This window comes from Streptomyces sp. STAM6, assembly GCF_054963715.1.
Genome location: NZ_JBUEFZ010000005.1, coordinates 174,044 through 193,074 on the forward strand (window position 1 = coordinate 174,044; position 19,031 = coordinate 193,074).

Genomic DNA, 19,031 nt, shown 5'->3' on the forward strand with positions numbered 1-19,031 from the left:
GCTGCGCCCATGAGCACTCTCGTCATCGACCACACGTCACGGTGGTTCGGCAACGTCGTGGCCGTCAACGACGTCACCATGACCGTCGGCCCGGGCGTGACCGGCCTGCTCGGTCCCAACGGCGCCGGCAAGTCCACCCTGATCAACATGATGGGCGGCTTCCTCGCCCCCTCGACCGGCACCGTCACCCTCGACGGGGAGACGATCTGGCGCAACGAGTCCGTCTACCGGCAGATCGGCGTCGTCCCCGAGCGCGAGGCGATGTACGACTTCCTCACCGGCCGGGAATTCGTCGTCGCCAACGCCGAGTTGCACGGCCTCGGCGCGAAGGAGGCCCAGCGGGCCCTCGCGACCGTGGAGATGGAGTACGCCCAGGACCGCAAGATCGGCACGTACAGCAAGGGCATGCGCCAGCGCGTGAAGATGGCCTCCGCCCTGGTGCACGAGCCGTCCGTGCTGCTGCTCGACGAGCCGTTCAACGGCATGGACCCGCGCCAGCGCATGCAGCTGATGGACCTGCTGCGGCGGATGGGCGCCGAGGGCCGCACGGTCCTGTTCTCCTCGCACATCCTGGAGGAGGTCGAGCAACTCGCCTCCCACATCGAGGTGATCGTCGCCGGCCGGCACGCCGCGAGCGGTGACTTCCGCAAGATCCGCCGGCTGATGACCGACCGCCCGCACCGCTACCTGGTCCGCTCCAGCGACGACCGGGCGCTGGCGGCGGCGCTGATCGCCGACCCGTCGACGGCGGGCATCGAGGTCGACGTCACCGAGGGCGCGCTGCGCATCCAGGCCGTGGACTTCGGGCGGTTCACGGAACTGCTCCCGAAGGTCGCCCGCGAGCACTCCATCCGGCTGCTGACGGTCTCGCCATCGGACGAGTCCCTCGAGTCGGTCTTCTCGTACCTCGTCGCGGCCTGAAGGGAGCCCCAGACATGTACAACCCCACGGTCGCCCGGCTCACCTACCGGGCCCTGCTCGGCCGCCGCCGGGCCGCGATCCTCTTCGTGCTGCCCGGGCTGCTGCTGCTCATCGCGGCCGCCGTCCGCGCCTTCAACGGCGTCGACGACCAGATCGCCGCCGACGTCCTGGGCGGCTTCGCGCTCGCCACCATGGTGCCGCTGATCGGTGTCATCGCCGGCACCGGCGCCATCGGACCCGAGATCGACGACGGTTCGATCGTCTACCTCCTCGCCAAGCCGGTGAAGCGGCCCTCGATCATCTTCACCAAGCTGATCGTGTCCATCGCCGTGACCATGGTCTTCTCGGCCGTCCCCACCTTCGTCGCGGGGATGATCCTCAACGGCAACGGCCAGCAGGTGGCGGTCGCCTACACCGTCGCCGCGCTCGTCGCCTCGATCGCGTACAGCGCGCTGTTCCTGCTGCTGGGCACGGTCAGCCGGCACGCGGTCGTCATCGGCCTGGTCTACGCGCTGGTCTGGGAGGCGCTGTTCGGCACCCTCATCTCCGGGGCGCGCACCCTGAGCGTCCAGCAGTGGGCCCTCGCCGTCGCCGAGAACGTCAGCGGCGAGGGTCTGGTGGCCTCGGACGTGGGCCTGCCGGTCGCGGTGGTCCTGCTGGCCGGGGTGACGGTCGCGGCGACCTGGTACGCCGGACAGAAGCTGCGCACCCTGACCCTGGCGGGCGAGGAGTAGGGCGGGACGAGGAGCACGCCGGGCAAGACGCCCTCCACGCGCGCGTGGAGGGCGTTTCTCGTCCCCGGCCGGCGGTGGCCGGAGCGGGCGCCTTTCACACCGGTTTGACGCGATCCCGTGCACACTTGCGGTACGGAGGAGGTGCCCATGGCCGCCGACCCTGACCCGGACCACCGGGCCGACGCCGACGCATCCCGGGACGACGTCGCATTCGACCAGGACTTCGTACGCGCCGCGGAGACGACCGAGCCCTCCGCACGGGCCCGGATGCTCGCCGCCCGCTGGCGCGGCCGGGCACCCGAGCCCCAGCCGTGGCGGGCGGACGAGCCGCCGGCCGGCTGGTTCTGGAGCCGGGCCCGCCGCCGCAAGAAACGGCGCCGCAAGGACTGAGCCTTGCCTCCAGGATTACTGTGGGCTGGTGCGCGACCGGACGCACGCCGGCGCTCAGCAAGCTCACAACCTGGGGAGTAAGCCATGTCAGACCGCTTCGACGTCGTTGTACTCGGAGCCGGCCCCGGCGGTTACGTCGCCGCCATCCGCGCCGCCCAGCTGGGCAAGCGGGTCGCGGTGGTGGAGGAGAAGTACTGGGGCGGTGTCTGCCTGAACGTCGGCTGCATCCCCACCAAGGCCCTGCTGCGCAACGCGGAGCTGGCCCACATCTTCCACCACGAGGCGAAGACGTTCGGCATCAAGGTCGACGGCACGGTCTCCTTCGACTACGGCGAGGCGTTCCGCCGCAGCCGCACCGTCGCGGACGGCCGCGTCAAGGGCGTCCACTACCTCATGAAGAAGAACGGCATCACCGAGTTCGACGGCCGGGGCACCTTCCTCGACGCCAACACCCTCCAGGTGGCGCTCTCCGACGGCACGACGCAGACGATCACCTTCGACAACTGCATCATCGCCACCGGCGCCACCCCGAAGCTGCTGCCCGGCACCTCGCGCAGCGAGCGCGTGGTGACGTACGAGGAGCAGATCCTCGCCGACGGTGTGCCGCAGTCGATCGTCATCGCCGGTGCCGGCGCGATCGGCGTCGAGTTCGCCTACGTCCTGCACAACTACGGCGTGAAGGTCACGATCGTCGAGTTCCTGGACCGGATCGCGCCTCTGGAGGACGAGGACGTCTCCAAGGAACTGGCGAAGCAGTACCGCAAGCTCGGCATCGACGTGCTCACCTCGACCCGCGTCGAGGCGATCGACGAGTCCGGCCCGCAGGTCCGGGTCACCGTCACCGGCAAGGACGGCGTCCAGAAGGTCCTGGAGGCCGACAAGGTCCTGCAGGCCATCGGCTTCGCGCCGAACGTCACCGGATACGGTCTGGAGGCCACCGGCGTCGCCCTCACCGAGCGCGGCGCGATCGACGTCGACGGCCGCTGCCGCACGTCCGTGCCGCACATCTACGCCATCGGTGACGTCACCGCGAAGCTGATGCTCGCGCACACCGCCGAGTCCATGGGTGTCGTCGCCGCCGAGACGATCGCGGACGCCGAGACCATGGAGCTCGACTACCCGATGATCCCGCGCGCCACCTACTGCCAGCCGCAGATCGCCAGCTTCGGCTGGACCGAGGCGCAGGCGCGGGAGAAGGGCTTCGACGTCAAGGTCGCCAAGTTCCCCTTCACGGCGAACGGCAAGGCGCACGGGCTGGGCGACTCGACCGGCTTCGTGAAGCTCATCAGCGACGCGAAGTACGGCGAGATCATCGGTGCGCACCTGATCGGTCCGGACGTGACCGAGCTGCTGCCCGAGCTGACGCTGGCCCAGCAGTGGGACCTCACGGTCCACGAGGTGGCGCGGAACGTGCACGCGCACCCGACGCTGGGCGAGGCGGTGAGGGAGGCCGTGCACGGGCTCGCGGGTCACATGATCAACTTCTGAGCGGGCGTTGGTCCCCGGGCAGCGCGGCGTCACCGTTAATTCGGTGGCGTCGCGCCGTCGTGAGGGGCACATTGGTGACGCAGCCACACACCGGCGCACGGGTGCGCAGCCGAATTTCGAGACCGGGGAGGAGCACGACGATGACCGAGGAGAGTCGGAGTACGTCGAGCTCCCAGCAGGGCAGCGTGCGGCGGGCACCGGAGTAGCCACCGAATCACTCCGTGAGCCGCTGTCGGAAGCTGCCCGGGGCGGCCGCTTCGAGCGCGCATCCGCGCGGGCCGCCCCTCCCGGAGGATTGGCCGAGTGGTAAGGCACCGGCTTGCTAAGCCGTGGTCGGGGTGAGCCCCGCGCGCGTTCGATCCGCGCATCCTCCGCAACACGCTGTCAGCGGGAACACGCTGTCGGCAGGCCCCCGTTCCTCCCGCGAGGGCTTCGTCCAGGGGCAACCATGAACCGCCGGGCCCCCGCGGAATCCGGGAAGGGACGGGGTGGGCCGAACCCGCAGCCCCGGGTTCGCTCAACGTGAGAGCAGTTCCTCCAGGACCAACGCGATGCCGTCGTGTTCGTTCGACGCCGTGATCTCGTGCGCCACGGCCTTCAGGTCGCCGTGCGCGTTCGCCATCGCCACGCCGTGGGCCGCCCAGGCGAACATGGGGATGTCGTTCGGCATGTCGCCGAAGGCGATCGTCTCCGTGGACTTCACGCCCAGGCGGCGGGCCGCCAGGGAGAGGCCCGTGGCCTTGGAGAGGCCGAGGGGGAGGATCTCCACGATGCCCGGGCCCGCCACCACCACGTCCACCAGGCTGCCGACCGCCTCGCGGGCGACGCGCGCCAGGGCGTCGTCGTCGAGTTCGGGGTGCTGGATGTAGACCTTGTTGAGCGGGGCCGACCAGAGGTCCGCCGGGTTCTCGAAGGGCACGTACGGGAGCGGGCCCTCCTGGATGCGGTAGCCGGCGCTGGCCAGGACCTCGCCGTCGAGGCCGTCGCGGCTGGCGGCCAGGTCCAGCGGGCCCACCTCCGCCTCGATCTTGGCGAGGGCGAGACCGGCCAGCTGGCGGTCCAGGGTCACCGACGTGAGCAGCCGGTGCTCCCCCGCGTGGTAGACCTGCGCGCCCTGGCCGCAGACGGCGAGGCCGTCGTACCCGAGGTCGTCGAGGATGTGGCGCGTCCACGGGACGGACCGGCCGGTGACGACGATGTGCGCGGCGCCCGCCGCCGTCGCGGCGGCGAGCGCGTCACGCGTGCGCTGCGAGACCGTCTCGTCGGAGCGCAGCAGCGTCCCGTCGAGGTCGGTCGCGACCAGCTTGTAGGGGAACGGGGTCACTTGGAGACCGGCTCCAGGACCTCACGGCCGCCCAGGTAGGGGCGGAGGATCTCCGGCACCCGCACCGAGCCGTCCGCGAGCTGGTGGTTCTCCAGGATCGCCACGATCGTGCGCGGTACGGCGCACAGCGTGCCGTTCAGCGTCGCCAGCGGCTGCACCTTCTTGCCGTCGCGCATCCGCACGGACAGCCGGCGGGCCTGGAAGCCGTCGCAGTTCGAGGCGGACGTCAGCTCGCGGTACTTGCCCTGCGTCGGGATCCACGCCTCGCAGTCGTACTTGCGGGAGGCGGACGCGCCGAGGTCGCCCGAGGCCACGTCGATCACCTGGAACGGCAGCTCCAGCGCCGTCAGCCACTGCTTCTCCCAGTCCAGGAGCCGCTTGTGCTCGGCCTCGGCGTCCTCCGGAGCGACGTACGAGAACATCTCGACCTTGTCGAACTGGTGGACGCGGAAGATGCCGCGGGTGTCCTTGCCGTAGGTCCCGGCCTCGCGCCGGAAGCAGGGCGAGAAGCCGGCGTACCGCAGCGGCAGCTTGTCGGCGTCGATGATCTCGTCCATGTGGTACGCGGCGAGCGGCACCTCGGACGTACCGACCAGGTAGTAGTCGTCCTTCTCCAGGTGGTACACGTTCTCGGCGGCCTGGCCGAGGAAGCCCGTGCCCTCCATGGCGCGCGGGCGGACCAGCGCGGGGGTGAGCATCGGGACGAACCCCGCTTCGGTGGCCTGCGCGATCGCGGCGTTGACGAGCGCGAGCTCCAGCAGGGCGCCGACGCCCGTCAGGTAGTAGAAGCGCGAGCCGGAGACCTTCGCACCGCGCTCGACGTCGATGGCGCCGAGCGCCTCGCCGAGTTCCAGGTGGTCCTTCGGCTCGAAGCCCTCGGCGCCGAAGTCACGGATCGTGCCGTGGGTCTCCAGGACGGTGAAGTCCTCCTCGCCGCCGACCGGGACGTCGGGGTGGACCAGGTTGCCCAGCCGGAGCAGGAGCCGGCGGGTCTCCTCGTCGGCGTCGTTCTGTGCGGCCTCCGCGGCCTTGACGTCCGCCTTGAGCTGCTCGGCCTTCTGCAGCAGCTCGGCCCGCTCCTCCGGGGACGCCTTGGGGATCAGCTTGCCGAGCGACTTCTGCTCGGAGCGCAGTTCGTCGAAGCGGACGCCGGACGACCTGCGCCGCTCGTCGGCGGAGAGCAGGGCGTCGACGAGCTCGACGTCCTCTCCACGGGCGCGCTGGGAGGCGCGAACACGGTCGGGGTCCTCACGGAGCAGGCGAAGGTCAATCACCCCACCAGGCTACCGGTGTGCGCTCGGGCCACCCCAATCGATATCGCCGAGCGTGTCGTTTTGCCGGAAATGCCGGAATTAACGAATGTGCCGCCGAAGTGCCGCCAAAGCGCCGCCGAAGTGCTGTCAAAGCGTCGCGGGAGTGGACGCGAAGTGACGGCGAAGCGGTCGTGGCGGTCTGCGGAATGCTCCCGAGATCGTCAATAAGCGCATTTCCTTCGCCGGAAAGAGGCATCTCGCCGACCGGACCCTTGACCCCCGCCCCCGTCGCCACTGGACCGCGGGCGCTGTTGTCCACAGGTATGCGAGGGTCCAGAAAGTTATCCACAGGCTGTGCGGAAGGTCTGTGGACTTCGGAATTGATCGCTCCGAAACGTCTGCACCCGCCCCAGGATTCCCTGATCAAACCCGGTGCACACACTCATTCGGGTGGGAATTCTTCGCTCTAAGGTGTTGATCAATGGAATTGGGGTGACAGGGGCCGTCGTGCCGTCCTGTGGGCAGAAGTGAGATGGCTAGGGGGATTTGTCGACCTTGCGCGCTTGTGTTGTCGACTTGTCCCCAGGTCGAGAAGCAGCCCTGTGGATAACTTCTGTGGGCAGGGAAAGTACGTACGTACGACCGGGGCCGCCGCGGCCTCAGGCCCGGCCGTCCTGGCTGCGCGCGAGCCAGTCGAACGCCGCCACGAAGTCCTCGTCCGAGGTGCCTGGCCGCAGCGCACGGACGTCGTCCGGCGACACCCCGGCCCGGGGGTACGACCCCAGGAAGCGCACCTTCGGGCAGATCCGCTTCAGCCCCATCAGCGCCTCGCCCACCCGCCGGTCCGCGATGTGGCCCTCGGCGTCCACGGCGAAGCAGTAATTGCCGATGCCGGCACCCGTCGGCCGGGACTGGATGAGCATCAGGTTGACGCCCCGTACCGCGAACTCCTGGAGCAGCTCCAGCAGCGCGCCCGGGTGGTCGTCGCCCAGCCAGAGGACCACCGACGTCTTGTCCGCGCCCGTCGGGGCGGCGGGCCGGGCAGGACGGCCCACCAGCACGAACCGGGTCTCGGCGTTCTCGGCGTCGTGGATCTCGGTGACCAGGGCCTCCAGCCCGTACGTCGCCGCGGCGAACTCGCCCGCGAAGGCGGCGTCGAACCGGCCCTCCTGCACCAGTCGCGCACCGTCCGCGTTCGACGCGGCGGACTCCCACACCGCCTCCGGCAGGTGCCTGCGGAGCCAGTTGCGGACCTGCGGCTGGGCGACCGGGTGACCGGTCACCGTCTTGACGTCCGACAGCTTCGTCCCCGGCCGCACCAGCAGCGCGAACGCGATCGGCAGCAGCACCTCGCGGTAGATCATCAGCGGCTCGCCCGACGCCAGCTCGTCGAGGGTCGCGGTGACGCCGCCCTCCACCGAGTTCTCGATCGGTACCAGCGCGGCGGCGGCCTCGCCGGCCCGCACGGCGTCCAGTGCCGCGGGCACCGAAACCATCGGCACCAGTTCCCGCGTGGCGGCTTCCGGCAGCGTACGCAGGGCGGCTTCGGTGAAGGTGCCCTCGGGACCGAGATACGTATAGCGCGTGGCCGACATACCGGTCACCCTAATGCGCCACGGCGGCCGAGTGGGGCCCTCCTCATGACTCCAGGAGCCGCTGACCGACGTACTCGCCCTCCCGGGGGCCGCCCGGGACCGCGAACAGACCGCTCGCCTCGTGCCGGATGAACGGTGACAGCGCGTCGCCCCGGTCGAGCTTGCGCTGCACCGGCACGAACCCCTTCAGGGGGTCGGCCTGCCAGCAGATGAAGAGCAGCCCCGCGTCGGGCGTCCCGTCCGGGCCGATGCCGTCGTGGAAGGAGAACGGCCGGCGCAGCATCGCCGCCCCGCCGTTCTGCTCGGGCGCGGAGATCCGGGCGTGCGCGTTGTCGGGCACGACCAGCCTGCCGTCCGGGCCCGTCCTGTCCAGGTCGATCTCGGTCGTCTCGGTGCCGCCGGTCAGCGGGGCGCCGTCGGACTTCCGCCGCCCGATGACCTGCTCCTGCTTCTTCAGCGGCAGCTTCTCCCAGTCGTCCAGCAGCATCCGGATACGCCTGACGACCGCGTACGAACCGCCGGCCATCCACGGCTGCGCACCGCCCGCCGGCACGAAGACCCGCTCGTCGAAGTCCGGCTCGGACGGCTTCGGATTGCCGGTCCCGTCGACCTGGCCCATCAGATTGCGGGCGGTCATCGGGTGCGCGGTCGCGCCCGGCGAGCGGTTGAAGCCGTTCATCTGCCAGCGCACCTTCGCCGCGCCGCCCGCGGCCTTCTGGATCGCGCGCAGCGCGTGGAACGCGACCAGGGAGTCGTCGGCGCCGATCTGCACCCACAGGTCCCCGTTGGAGCGCCTGGGGTCCAGCTGGTCGGAGGAGAAGGCCGGCAGCGGGTCCAGCTCCACCGGGCGGCGGGCCACCAGCCCGGTGCGGCCGAAGAAGGAGGCACCGAAGCCGAAGGTGATCGTCAGGGACGAGGGCCCCGCGTCCAGCGCCACGCCCGTGTCCCCGTCGGCCGTGGGCTCCCCGGCCATCAGTGGTTCCGCCACCGCCGTCCAGCGACGCATCAGCGCCACGGCCTCCTTGCGGCCCGCGCCGGGCGCCAGGTCGAAGGCGACCAGATGGCCGCGCGACTGGAGCGGCTGGGTGATCCCGGCCTGGTGAGTGCCGCGGAACGGCACCCCGGTCGAGCCGATCGTCGACAGCGCCGTGGCGGGGGAGCCGGCCGCGGCCGCGTACGTCGCGGCGCCGCCGGCCGCGCCGAGCACCAGCCCGGTCGCGCCCGCCGCGCCGACCGTGCCCAGCAGCCGTCGCCGGGAGATCTCCAGGTTCTCGTCGTTCGCAGTGCTCACGGTCAGCCGATCTTCACGTTCTTGTCGATGGTCGTCTGGTCGATGTCGGAGGTGCGGACGGTCACCTTGAGCCGCCAGTCGCCCGGCATCGGGATCTGCGCGCGCTCGGAGCTCCAGTGCCCGGCCGCGATCCGGTCCAGCGCCACGGGGAGCGGACCGATCCGCTTGGCGTCGAGGGTGAACGACACCTTCACCTCGGGTGCGTCCAGCGGCTTGCCGTTCGTGCCGTCGACGAAAACGTGCAGGGCGTTGGTGCCGGAGCGGCCCGGGTCGAGGCTGAGGCGCACCGTGCCCTTGCCGTTGGTGCCGCCGGTGTCGAACGGCAGCCGCAGGTCGACGGGGCGGTCCGGGACAGCGGCCTGGGACACCGCCTGGCCGCTCCCGGCCTCCTCCTCCGTACGGCCCGGTTCGGTCGTCGTCAGCACGGTGGTCACAGCGAGCAGCACGACGGCGACGCCCGCTTCGGCGAGGACCGAGCGACGCAGTCCGGCGCGCTCGGGGTCGGCCTCGCGGGCCCGCTTCTTGCGGGCGGTGGCCAGGGCGGCCCGCTGGCGGGCCAGTTGGGCGGCGCGCTCGGGGTCGGCCGGGACGCCGGCCGGCACGGTCACCGGCTCCTCGTCCCGGTCCTCGGCCCCGTCCTCCGGAGCCTTCTCGTCCTCGTCCCCGCCGTCCGGCGTCCTCCGGTCCTCGGCCCCGTCCTCCGCGCCGCTTCCGGCCTCGTTCTCCCCGGGCAGCACGGTGGCCTTCTCGGCCAGGCGCCCGGTCCAGCGCCGCGAGATCCACGCGATGCCGACCAGGACGGCCACCAGGGCCACCTTGAGCGTCAGCAGCCTGCCGTACGCCGTGCCGGTCAGCGCCGACCAGGAGCCGACCTGGCGCCAGGACTGGTAGATCCCGGTGACGGCCAGGACCAGCACGGACCCGAACGCCACCCGGGAGAACCGCCGGACCGCGGTGCGCTCGATCGACGGCTCGCGGTGGAGGGCGGTGAGCAGTGCGGCCAGACCGCCCAGCCAGGCGGCCACGGCCAGCAGGTGGAGGATGTCGACCGGCATCGCGACCAGCGGTTGCAGACCTGCCGAGGCGTGCTCGGAGAGGGCCCACGTACCGGCGATTCCGGCCGCCACCACCGTGCCGCCGATCGCGAGCCCGAAGGTCAGGTCCTTCTTCTCGGTCGCGTCCTCCCGCCTGGTGTACGCGCCGAACAGCACCGCCACGAAGAGGGCCGCGGCACCGAGCAGCAGCAGCCGGGAGACGAGCGCGGCGCCCGTCTTGGTCTCCAGGACCGCGCCGAGGCCGGCGAGGTCGAAGGCGTCGGCGAGCTTCCCGGACCCCGTGTACGGGGCGCGCAGCAGCAACAGCGCCAGGGTGCCGGCGGTCAGGGTCACCCAGCCGCGTACGACGAGCCGCTGCAGCGGCCGTACGCTCGCCCCGCGCGGCCAGCAGGCGAGCACGAAGGCGGCGCCGCCCGCGAGCAGGATGTAGCCGGCGTACGACACGTACCGTGCGATCCCGTAGAGCACTCCGACGACTCCGCCGCCCGCCTCCTGCGTCGGCAGGGCGACGGTGGTCTTGGAGGGGGCGCCGATGGAGAAGGTGAACGCGCCCGCGATCGGGTGGCTGTCGGCCGAGACGGCGCGCCAGGCGACGGTGTAGGTGCCGGGCGGCAGCCCGGCGTGGAGGCCCACGCCGTACTTGACCACCGATCCGGCACACAGGTCGCGCAGCTCGCCGGTGTCGGCGCGCTTGCCGTTCGGTTCGAGGACCCGGATGGAGTCGTCCCCCATCGCGACCTGCTCGGAGAAGGTGAGGGTGACGCTGCTGGGAGCGGCGGGGACCACCGCCCCGTCCTTCGGGTCGCTCCCGGTCAGCGCGGCGTGCGCGGAGGCGGGGGCCGCGCCGGTGAACAGCGCGCCGATCAGCAGGGCCGCGAGCAGCAGCAGCCGGGCGGGTGTCACCGGGATGGTTCCGAGGCGCGGGGCGGTGGCCGTCATGGTGTGTCAGTCCCCCTGCGCCTAGTGCTTCTTCGGGTTGTAGTTCCGCGCCTCGACGGAGAGCTCGACCTTGATCGGGTCGGACTTCTCGAAGTGGAGCTCCACGCTGACCTTCTCGCCCGGCTTGGGCTTCTGCTTGATGTCCATGAACATCACGTGGTTGCCGCCGCGTTCGAGACTCAGCTTGCCGCCGGCGGGGATGTCCAGGGACTCCACCTGCTGCATCTTCTGGTTCTTGGTCTCGTGGATCTGCACGTCGTCCGAGAGGGGGCTCGTGACGGAGGTGAGCTTGTCCGCGGTGCCGCCCTTGTTCTCGATGGTGAGGAAGCCGCCGGCCATGTCCATCACGGGCTGCGGCATGAACGCGCCGCTGACCTTCAGCTCGGGATCGCCGCCGGAGGAGCAGCCCCCCAGCGCCAGGGCACCGGCGAGGGCTATGACGGCGGACAGGGCGGTGGTGCGGGTGGTGCGGATCGTGCGGGTGGTGCGGCGGTTCACGGGTTCTCCCCCTTGATGATCTTCGGCAGGTCCTTGGCGTACTCCTCCGAGGAGGTGTCCTCGCCGTACAGCACGTAGCCCTGGTCGGTCGTGGGCGAGAACGCGATGACCTGCGCTCCGTGCATGGAGACGACCGAGCCGTCCTTCTCCTTCTTCGGCGGGTCGATGCCGATGCCGAGCTGCCGGGCGCCCGCCTGGATGGTCGGGAAGTCGCCGGTCAGTCCGGTGAAGGAGGGGTCACCGGCCGAGGGCAGCCACTTGGCGAGCTCCGCGGAGGTGTCCCGTTCGGGGTCGGTGGTGACGAAGACGACCTGGAGCTTCGCCTGGTCCGCCTTGGGGAGCTTCTTCCTGGCGATGGCGATGTTGCTCATCGTCAGCGGGCACACGTCGGGGCAGTGCGTGTAGCCGAAGTAGATCAGCGTCGGCTTGCCCTTGGTCCGCTCGCGCAGGTCGTACTTCTGGCCCTTGGTGTCCGTGAGGACGAGGTCGGGCTTCTCGTACGGCCGGTCGAGCACGGTGCCCGGCTTGGAACTGCCCGGCTCCATCGAGACGTCGGCGACGCTGTCGCCCGCCTTGGCACCGTCGCCGTCGCAGGCGGACAGGGTGAGGGCCGACGCGGCGGCGAGCGCCGCCGCGATCAGCCGGGTGCGCCGGCCGCGGTGGGGCCGCGGGGCGTGGGGGTTGCGCATGAGGTTCTCTCTCGGAGTTCTCTCGGATGGGGTGGCGGGCCGTCAGGCCTGCCGGCGACGTCCGGCCAGGACACCGAAGGCGACACCGGCCGCGCCGACGAGGATGCCGACGACGCCCAGCACGCGGGCGGTGGTGTCACCGGAGTCGGCCGCGGTCTTCTCCGCGCCGTGGCCCGCGGCGCCCTTGGTCTCGTTGCCGCTCTTGTCGTCGGCCTGGGCGGCTCCGCCGCCGTGGTGGTCGTCGGAGGCGGCGGACAGCTTCAGTACGGGCGCGGGGGTCTCGGGCTCGGCGGCGCCGTCCTTCGGCTCCTCGATCCAGCGCACGACCTCCTTGTTGTCGTACGTCTGGAGGGCCTTGAAGACGAGCCGGTCGGTGTTCTCGGGCAGTCGGCCGAGCGAGACCGTGAACTGCTGGAACTCACCGGGGGCGATCTTCGAACCGTCCGCCGTCCACGTGATCTTGGTGGCCGCCTCGGTGATCTGCTTGCCGTGCACCTCCAGCGGCTTCGCCAGCTTGGCCTTGGTGACGGCGGCCTTCCAGCCGGGGACCGGCTGCGTCGAGACGGACGCGATCGGGTGGTCGGAGGGCAGCGCGACCTCGACCTTCACGGTGGACGCGTTGTCGCGCTCGTTGGGGACCTTGAAGCTGACCGTCGCGTAGCCGCCCTTGGCGGCCTCGCCCTGCGGCTGCACGCTGACGTGCGCGAAGGCGGTGCCGGACAGCAGGACGACCGAGGAGGCGGCGACACCGCCGGCCAGGGCGATGCGTGAGACGTTCATGGCAGGACACACTCCACTCAGAGCAGGGAAGCAGGCGTGTGCGCAGGCGCGCACCACGGCACCACTCCCGTCGAGTGGGCCGTGTCAGGCTGCGATGGCGAATACGGCCGGCGGGCCGCGCCTGATCACCGTGTGCTGGAGTGCCTCCGCCATGGGCGGCGCGGGGACGTCCTCGGCGGTGCGCGGCGGTCGCGGCCCGCCCGCGGGCAGCGCGGGCAGCCCGGCGACGAGGGCGCGGACGAGGACGAGTGCGGCGCGCAGGGGCCGTACGGCCTCGGTGCGCGCGGAGAGGCCGGCCAGCCGCAGCAGGGCCAGGTCGCCCCGGCGCAGCAGCCAACCGGTCACCAGGGCGGCCAGCAGGTGCCCCAGCACCATCGGGAGGCTGGGCCAGAGTCCGGCGGCGGGTTCCGCCCGGTGCGCCGCGTGTTCGGCCATGGCGGGGTCGAGCCCGGCGCGGGTGACGATCCGGTGCGCGTCGGCCGGGCTGAGCGAGGCCGCCCCGGCCCCGCACACCAGCTTGGCGGCCATCCGGATCAGCGCGTCGTCCGCCTGGGGGCCGATCGCCAGGTGCTGTCGCTGGCCGAGGCCGAACACCGCGTGCAGGGCGAGCTGTCCGCCCGCGAGGGCCGTCGTGATCACCGGCAGCGAGCGCTCGCGTCCGGCGAACGGGGCGACCACCGCGAAGAGTCCGAGGAAACCGAACAGCAACGTCCACCACGGGACGGGCGCGCAGGCGGCGAGCACATGCCCCAGTGCGGACAGCACGACGCAGACCGCGGTGAACACCGCGGCCCTCAGCAGCCGCGGACCAGCGGAAGGGGCAAACATGGCCGGGCCATCATCGCACTGCGCCCCCGCCGTCCACACGGCAGGTCCGGAAGGTCACTGTTTGCCGCCGGAGGCCCGAGACCGCCCGCAATACACCGGCGTCCGGGGCAGGCACATCCGCCGAATGAGGGTTACCGCATCGCCAGGGGGCTTATGTGGTGCCGACCGAGGCAATACGTATCGGTATGTCGAGCCGCAGCCAGGAGGCTGGAGCATGAGCATCTGGTGGTCTCTCCACTTGCGGCGCGAGGCTGCGAGCGTTCCGCTCGCCCGTCGCCTCCTACTCGGCACCATGGAGACCGCGGGGGTCGACCCGGACATCTCCTACGATCTGTCGCTCGCACTCAGTGAGGCGTGTGCGAACGCGGTGGAGCACGGTTCCGGGGACGCCTCCGCCGAATACCGGGTGACCGCGTACCTGGACGGCGAGAAGTGCCGTATCGAAGTCGCCGACTCGGGGCCGGGTTTTCCGGCCGGGCCGGTGCGCACGGCTCGCAGGCCCGCGCCCGAGGCCGAGCACGGACGGGGGCTGAGCCTCATCGAGGAGCTCGCCGACCACGTCCACTTCGGCAACAGATCGGGCCGGGGCGGTGCGGTCGTCAGCTTCGACAAGATCGTCAAGTGGAGGTCGGACGCACCGCTCGTCGCGTCCTGACGGGCCGGGGGACCGAAGGCGCGTGCCTCCGGTCCCGCCGCCGCTCACGAGCGGTTTCCCGCCATCGCCGGGCGAGGCCCGCCGGTCAGGCCCTGAGCCCGGCCATCCAGGCCTCGACCTCTTCGGACCGGCGCGGCAGCGCGGCCGAGAGGTTCCGGTTGCCGTCCTTGGTGACGAGGATGTCGTCCTCGATCCGCACGCCGATGCCGCGGTACTCCTCGGGCACGGTCAGGTCGTCGGTCTGGAAGTACAGCCCCGGCTCGACGGTGAGGACCATGCCGGGCTCCAGCGTCCCGTCGACGTACGCCTCGGTCCGCGCGGCCGCGCAGTCGTGGACGTCCATGCCGAGCATGTGGCCGGTGCCGTGCAGCGTCCAGCGGCGCTGGAGGCCCAGCTCCAGGACGCGGTCGACGGGACCCTCGACCAGACCCCACTCGACGAGCTTCTCGGCGAGTAGGCGCTGGGCGGCGTCGTGGAAGTCGCGGAACGCGGCTCCAGGCTTCACCGCCGCGATGCCCGCCTCCTGGGCCTCGAGGACCGCGTCGTAGATCTTGCGCTGGAGGTCGGTGTAGCGGCCGCTCACCGGCAGGGTGCGGGTGATGTCGGCGGTGTAGAGGGTGGTGGTCTCCACACCGGCGTCGAGCAGCAGCAGTTCGCCGGAGCGGACGGGGCCGTCGTTGCGCACCCAGTGCAGGGTGGTGGCGTGCGGACCGGCGGCGCAGATGGAGCCGTAGCCGACGTCGTTGCCCTCGACGCGGGCGCGGAGGAAGAACGTGCCCTCGATATAGCGCTCGCTGGTCGCCTCGGCCTTGTCCAGGACACGTACGACGTCCTCGAAGCCGCGCGCCGTCGACGCGCAGGCCCGCTCCAGCTCGCCGATCTCGAAGGCGTCCTTCACCAGGCGCGCCTCGGACAGGTGGACCCGCAGCTGTTCGTCGCGCTCGGCGGTGACCTTGTCGGTGAGGGCGGCGTCGATCGCGGCGTCGTGGCCGCGCAGGTTGCGCACCGGGCCGGGGGCCCGCTCGAGGGCGGCCGGCAGTTTGCGCACGTCCTTGGCCGGGATGCCGAGGACCTGCTCGGCCTCGGTGAGCGAGTACCGGCGGCCGACCCACAGCTCGCCCTGGCCGTCCAGCCAGAACTCGCCGTTCTCACGGTTCGAGCGGGGCAGCAGGTAGATGGTGGCCTGGTGGCCGCCGCCCCTCTGGGGCTCCAGCACCAGGACGCCGTCCTGGGTGTGGTCGCCGGTGAGGTACGCGTACTCGGTGGACGGACGGAAGGCGTACTCGCAGTCGTTGGAGCGGGTCTTCAGGTTGCCCGCCGGGATCACCAGGCGCTCGCCGGGGAAGCGCGCGGACAGGGCGGCGCGACGGGCGGCCGTGTGCTCCGCCTGGGGCAGTGGCCGCAGGTCGTGCAGCTCGGTGTCCGCCCAGCCGGTCTTCATGTTGTCGGCGAGCTCGTCGGACACGCCGGGGTAGAGGCGGTTCTTGCGCTGCTTGATCGGCTCCTCGGCCGCTTCCGGGGTCTCCGGGGTGTGCTCGTCGGCCACGGGGTCCGTCTCCTTCGGTTATGGCATGGAACGTCCCCATCGTACGGCTGGAAAGAGACGGTCTCGTGGCCGACGGGCGTGTGTCGTGCCCCCAGCCGCGGTCTCGTTCACGCTCTCGGTCGCGCTGTCGGCCACGGTCTCGGTCACGCCGTCAGTCGCGCTCCCGGTCTGGGGTCCGCTCTCGGGCCGCCCTCCGGCTCTCCGTCGCGCTCCTCAGTCGAAGCGGGCCGCCAGCAGCACCACGTCCTCGCCGTCCTCCGATCGGTCCAGGCCCTTGGGCAGAACCGTCCGCAGTACATGGTCGGCGATCGCGCCCGGGTCCGACCGGTCCGCCCTCGGCACGGTCGCGGCCGCCGTGTGCAGCCGTGCGAAGGCCCGGTCCATGGGTTCCCCGGTGCGCAGGAGCAGCCCGTCCGTGTAGAGGAGCACCGTCTCGCCGGGCTCGGGCGTGATCTCCACGCTCGGCGCCTCCCAGCAGGCGAGCATTCCCAACGGGGCGGAGAGCGACGTCTCGACGAACTCCGTGCGCCGGTCGCCGACGACGAGCGGCGGTGTGTGCCCCGCCCCGGCCAGCACGATCCTCCTCAGCGCCGGCTCGGCGTAGGCGAACAGCGCGGTGGCGGACCGGGCGGGCTCGGTCAGCCGCAGCAGCAGCTCCAGGTCGGAGAGCACGGCGACGGGGTCCTCGCCCTCCATCACGGCGTACGCCCGCAGCGAGGCCCGTAGCCTGCCCATCGCGGCCAGCGCGCTCGGGCCGGTCCCGGAGACAGATCCGACGGCCAGGCCCAGCGCGCCCTCGGGCAGCGGCAGCGCGTCGTACCAGTCGCCGCCGCTCCGGGGGCCGGTGTGGTGGCGGGCGGCGAGCTGGACGCCCGCGACCCGGGGCAGCCTGCTCGGCAGCAGTTCCTCGGCGATGGTGGCCATCGTCGCGCGGGAGCGCTCCAGCTCCAGGAGACGGCCGAGGTGCTCGGAGGCGTACCGCCCGTAGAGGCCGACGAGATGGCGGCGGCGCTCGTCCGGTTCGGCCGGCTCGTCGTACAGCCAGACGGCGGCGCCGAGTTTCCCGGCCGCCCCGGTGGCGAGCGGCACCGCGTAGCTGGCGGCGTACCCGAGGCGGGCGGCCACCTCGCGGTGGCGCGGGTCGAGGCTCTCGTCGCCGAAGAGGTCGGGGACCGCGACCGGGTCGGGCAGGCCTTCCAGGATGCGGCCGTAGGAGGTGACGCTGCGCGGCAGGGTCTCGATGTGGCCGAGGTCGGCGTGGGCGAGGCCGAGGCCGATCGTGTGAGTGGGCCCGAGGCCGTCGGCGGGTTCGAGGACGGCCATCCCGCGGCGGGCGCCGACCAGGGCCGCACCGGCGCGGAGCACTTCGTGCAGGGCGTCGTCGAGGGTCCCGGTCCGGGTGAGGCGTTCGGTGAGCTCGTGGAGGGTGGTGAGGTCGGAGACCCAGCCCGCCAGCCGGTCCTGGATCAGGGCGCCGGGCGCGACCGGTGGGGCCGGGATGCCCGGCAGGGGCGTCGCAGTGTGCGCGGGCGCAGGAACCGTGGGATCGATTCCGGCCACTTTCGGCAGGTGAGGGGCGCTCATGGCAGCCGGCTTTCCGGCTGCTCCGTATCGCTCAATAGCATCGCAAACCCCCATGTGTTTCTGCGCCGCTATCACTGCAACCACATGTACACGCACAAGTAAGGGGATGTCCAGCATTGTCCCGTGGGGACGCGCGGTGTTTACACGCGGCCGAACTTGGCTCAAAAATGCCCCCTATGGACGTCATTTGCGGTCGACTGAGGCCCGTTCGGAAGGGGGCACCTCCCGGGACCACGTCCCAGGAGGAGCGTCATTGCGAGCGTGCTGGGTACGTAAACGGTGACGGTCCGGGGCAGTTGGGGCGGGCCCGGAACCCGTCGGGAGGCCCTGGCGTCCTCACTCCCGAGGCCGCACCCCATCCCCCGAGTGGCGGGGAAAAGTACAGCGGGACAGTAAGCGCCATGCGCGCGCCACCCCTCGCCATGCGTTTAATGGACTACAGCCCACGCTCGGCCCCGGTGATGTTGCTTGTCGCAGGCGAAGAGGGCCGACCCATGCCACCGGCAGGGGCGGTGATGCGCCGGCTTGTACGCACAGTGAAGTGAAGCACACCTGTTGTGATGTGGACCTCGGCGTTCAACGGAAAGGAACGAGCGCTCATGCGCGAGATCCTCGGAAGGCGACGCAGGCTCCGGTTCCGGCGCAGGAGGAGGCCGGCCCAGCTCGACGCGGCGCTCGTCTGCGCCACCGAGTGGGACTGGCCCGTGCTCCCCGGTGTGGGACTCAACACGGCCGGGAGCACCTCCCGGACCGGAGCCCCCGTGGGAGGCCGTGGCGAGCGGGAACCACGCTGTGCCTGTCCCGATCCCGAGTGCGTCGTACCCGGCGCACACCCCTTCGACCCCGGGCTTCTCGCGGCCACCACGGACGAGCGCATGGTGCGCTGGTGGTGGACCAACCGCCCGGACGCCCCCGTCGTGCTGGCCACCGGAGGGCGCGCGCCGTGCGCGGTGAGCCTGCCGGCGGTGGCGGCCGCGCGGGCGCTGGTCGCGCTCGACCGGACGGAGATGCGCCTCGGCCCCGTGGTGGCCACGCCCACCCGGTGGTCCCTGCTGGTCGCCCCGTACACCCTCGAACAGCTCGGCGAACTGTTGTACGTGAAGGACTGCGTGCCCAGCTCCCTGCGCTTCCACGGCCAGGGCGGATACCTGGTGCTGCCGCCGTCCGAGACCGGGACGGGGCAGGTGCGCTGGGAGCGCGCCCCGCTCGCCGGGTCCGCGTCGCCCTGGCTGCCGGATGTCGAGGCGGTCGTCGACGCGCTCGTCGAAGCCTCCACGATTGCCCCGGACGGCGGCAGCCGGCTGCGGTACTGAAGCGGCCGTCCCGCCGGTCGCTCCGCTCCCCGCTTCGTCGGCTCCGCGCCGGCCGCGGCCCCGCCGGGCGCCGGCTCCGCGGGCGACCGGGCCCGCCCGGCGACCGGGCCCCGGCCGCCATGGGCTCCGTTGCCACCCGTATGTCACT

17 protein-coding genes and 1 tRNA gene are annotated in these 19,031 nt (G+C 71.7%); 7 read left to right on the forward strand and 11 right to left on the reverse strand.

Annotated elements, in window-relative coordinates:
• Positions 1–9: 9 nt before the first annotated feature.
• The 5 genes from ACY34K_RS09375 (at position 10) to ACY34K_RS09395 (ending at position 3,907) form a co-directional block, all read left to right on the forward strand.
• Positions 10–921 carry an ABC transporter ATP-binding protein gene (locus tag ACY34K_RS09375; protein ID WP_462745669.1) on the forward strand — a complete coding sequence of 304 codons (912 nt, stop codon included), beginning with the start codon at positions 10–12 and terminating at the stop codon, positions 919–921.
• Positions 922–935: 14 nt separating this feature from the next.
• Entirely contained in the window at positions 936–1,655 is a 720-nt protein-coding gene (locus ACY34K_RS09380) for an ABC transporter permease subunit (protein WP_462745670.1), read from the forward strand.
• Between the two features lie 147 nt (positions 1,656–1,802).
• The gene (locus tag ACY34K_RS09385; protein WP_462745671.1) at positions 1,803–2,045 is read left to right on the forward strand and encodes an SGM_3592 family protein; all 243 of its coding nucleotides are present in this window, start codon (positions 1,803–1,805) and stop codon (positions 2,043–2,045) included.
• 84 nt (positions 2,046–2,129) lie between these two features.
• A complete protein-coding gene (gene lpdA / locus ACY34K_RS09390; protein ID WP_462745672.1) occupies positions 2,130–3,533 on the forward strand; it encodes a dihydrolipoyl dehydrogenase in 1,404 nt (467 codons plus the stop codon).
• A gap of 289 nt (positions 3,534–3,822) precedes the next feature.
• Positions 3,823–3,907, forward strand: a tRNA-Ser gene (locus ACY34K_RS09395).
• A gap of 143 nt (positions 3,908–4,050) precedes the next feature.
• Here the strand turns inward: ACY34K_RS09395 and ACY34K_RS09400 are convergent.
• The 9 genes from ACY34K_RS09400 to ACY34K_RS09440 form a co-directional block, all read right to left on the reverse strand.
• The gene (locus ACY34K_RS09400; RefSeq protein ID WP_462745673.1) at positions 4,051–4,857 is read right to left on the reverse strand and encodes an HAD family hydrolase; all 807 of its coding nucleotides are present in this window, start codon (positions 4,855–4,857) and stop codon (positions 4,051–4,053) included.
• The gene (gene serS / locus ACY34K_RS09405) at positions 4,854–6,131 is read right to left on the reverse strand and encodes a serine--tRNA ligase (protein ID WP_462745674.1); all 1,278 of its coding nucleotides are present in this window, start codon (positions 6,129–6,131) and stop codon (positions 4,854–4,856) included. Before serS ends, ACY34K_RS09400 begins: the two co-directional genes overlap by 4 nt.
• 638 nt (positions 6,132–6,769) lie before the next feature.
• On the reverse strand, positions 6,770–7,705 hold the full coding sequence (pheA, locus tag ACY34K_RS09410) for a prephenate dehydratase (protein WP_462745675.1): 936 nt from the start codon (positions 7,703–7,705) through the stop codon (positions 6,770–6,772).
• Positions 7,706–7,748: 43 nt separating this feature from the next.
• Positions 7,749–8,996, reverse strand: a complete 1,248-nt coding sequence (gene efeB, locus ACY34K_RS09415) for an iron uptake transporter deferrochelatase/peroxidase subunit (RefSeq protein ID WP_462745676.1) — start codon at positions 8,994–8,996, stop codon at positions 7,749–7,751.
• Between the two features lie 2 nt (positions 8,997–8,998).
• The gene (locus ACY34K_RS09420; protein ID WP_462745677.1) at positions 8,999–10,990 is read right to left on the reverse strand and encodes a copper resistance protein CopC; all 1,992 of its coding nucleotides are present in this window, start codon (positions 10,988–10,990) and stop codon (positions 8,999–9,001) included.
• Between the two features lie 21 nt (positions 10,991–11,011).
• Positions 11,012–11,488, reverse strand: coding sequence for a copper chaperone PCu(A)C (locus ACY34K_RS09425; protein ID WP_462745678.1), 477 nt, complete (start codon positions 11,486–11,488; stop codon positions 11,012–11,014).
• Positions 11,485–12,177 (reverse strand): SCO family protein, encoded by a 693-nt coding sequence (locus ACY34K_RS09430; RefSeq protein WP_462745679.1) that lies wholly within the window; start codon positions 12,175–12,177, stop codon positions 11,485–11,487. The genes ACY34K_RS09425 and ACY34K_RS09430 overlap by 4 nt, the downstream gene beginning before the upstream one ends.
• A gap of 42 nt (positions 12,178–12,219) precedes the next feature.
• The gene (locus ACY34K_RS09435; RefSeq protein WP_462745681.1) at positions 12,220–12,957 is read right to left on the reverse strand and encodes a YcnI family copper-binding membrane protein; all 738 of its coding nucleotides are present in this window, start codon (positions 12,955–12,957) and stop codon (positions 12,220–12,222) included.
• Between the two features lie 84 nt (positions 12,958–13,041).
• Entirely contained in the window at positions 13,042–13,785 is a 744-nt protein-coding gene (locus ACY34K_RS09440; protein WP_462745683.1) for a hypothetical protein, read from the reverse strand.
• A 214-nt stretch (positions 13,786–13,999) separates the two neighbouring features.
• On the opposite strand from ACY34K_RS09440, the gene ACY34K_RS09445 reads away from it, so the two are divergent.
• Entirely contained in the window at positions 14,000–14,440 is a 441-nt protein-coding gene (locus tag ACY34K_RS09445) for an ATP-binding protein (RefSeq protein WP_462745684.1), read from the forward strand.
• An 85-nt stretch (positions 14,441–14,525) separates the two neighbouring features.
• Here the strand turns inward: ACY34K_RS09445 and ACY34K_RS09450 are convergent, their stop codons facing one another.
• On the reverse strand, positions 14,526–15,986 hold the full coding sequence (locus ACY34K_RS09450) for an aminopeptidase P family protein (RefSeq protein WP_462745685.1): 1,461 nt from the start codon (positions 15,984–15,986) through the stop codon (positions 14,526–14,528).
• Positions 15,987–16,199: 213 nt separating this feature from the next.
• Positions 16,200–17,687: a PP2C family protein-serine/threonine phosphatase gene (locus ACY34K_RS09455; RefSeq protein WP_462745686.1), complete on the reverse strand. Its 1,488-nt coding sequence runs from the start codon at positions 17,685–17,687 to the stop codon at positions 16,200–16,202.
• Positions 17,688–18,169: 482 nt separating this feature from the next.
• On the opposite strand from ACY34K_RS09455, the gene ACY34K_RS09460 reads away from it, so the two are divergent.
• Entirely contained in the window at positions 18,170–18,883 is a 714-nt protein-coding gene (locus ACY34K_RS09460; protein WP_462745687.1) for a bifunctional DNA primase/polymerase, read from the forward strand.
• Positions 18,884–19,031: the final 148 nt, after the last annotated feature.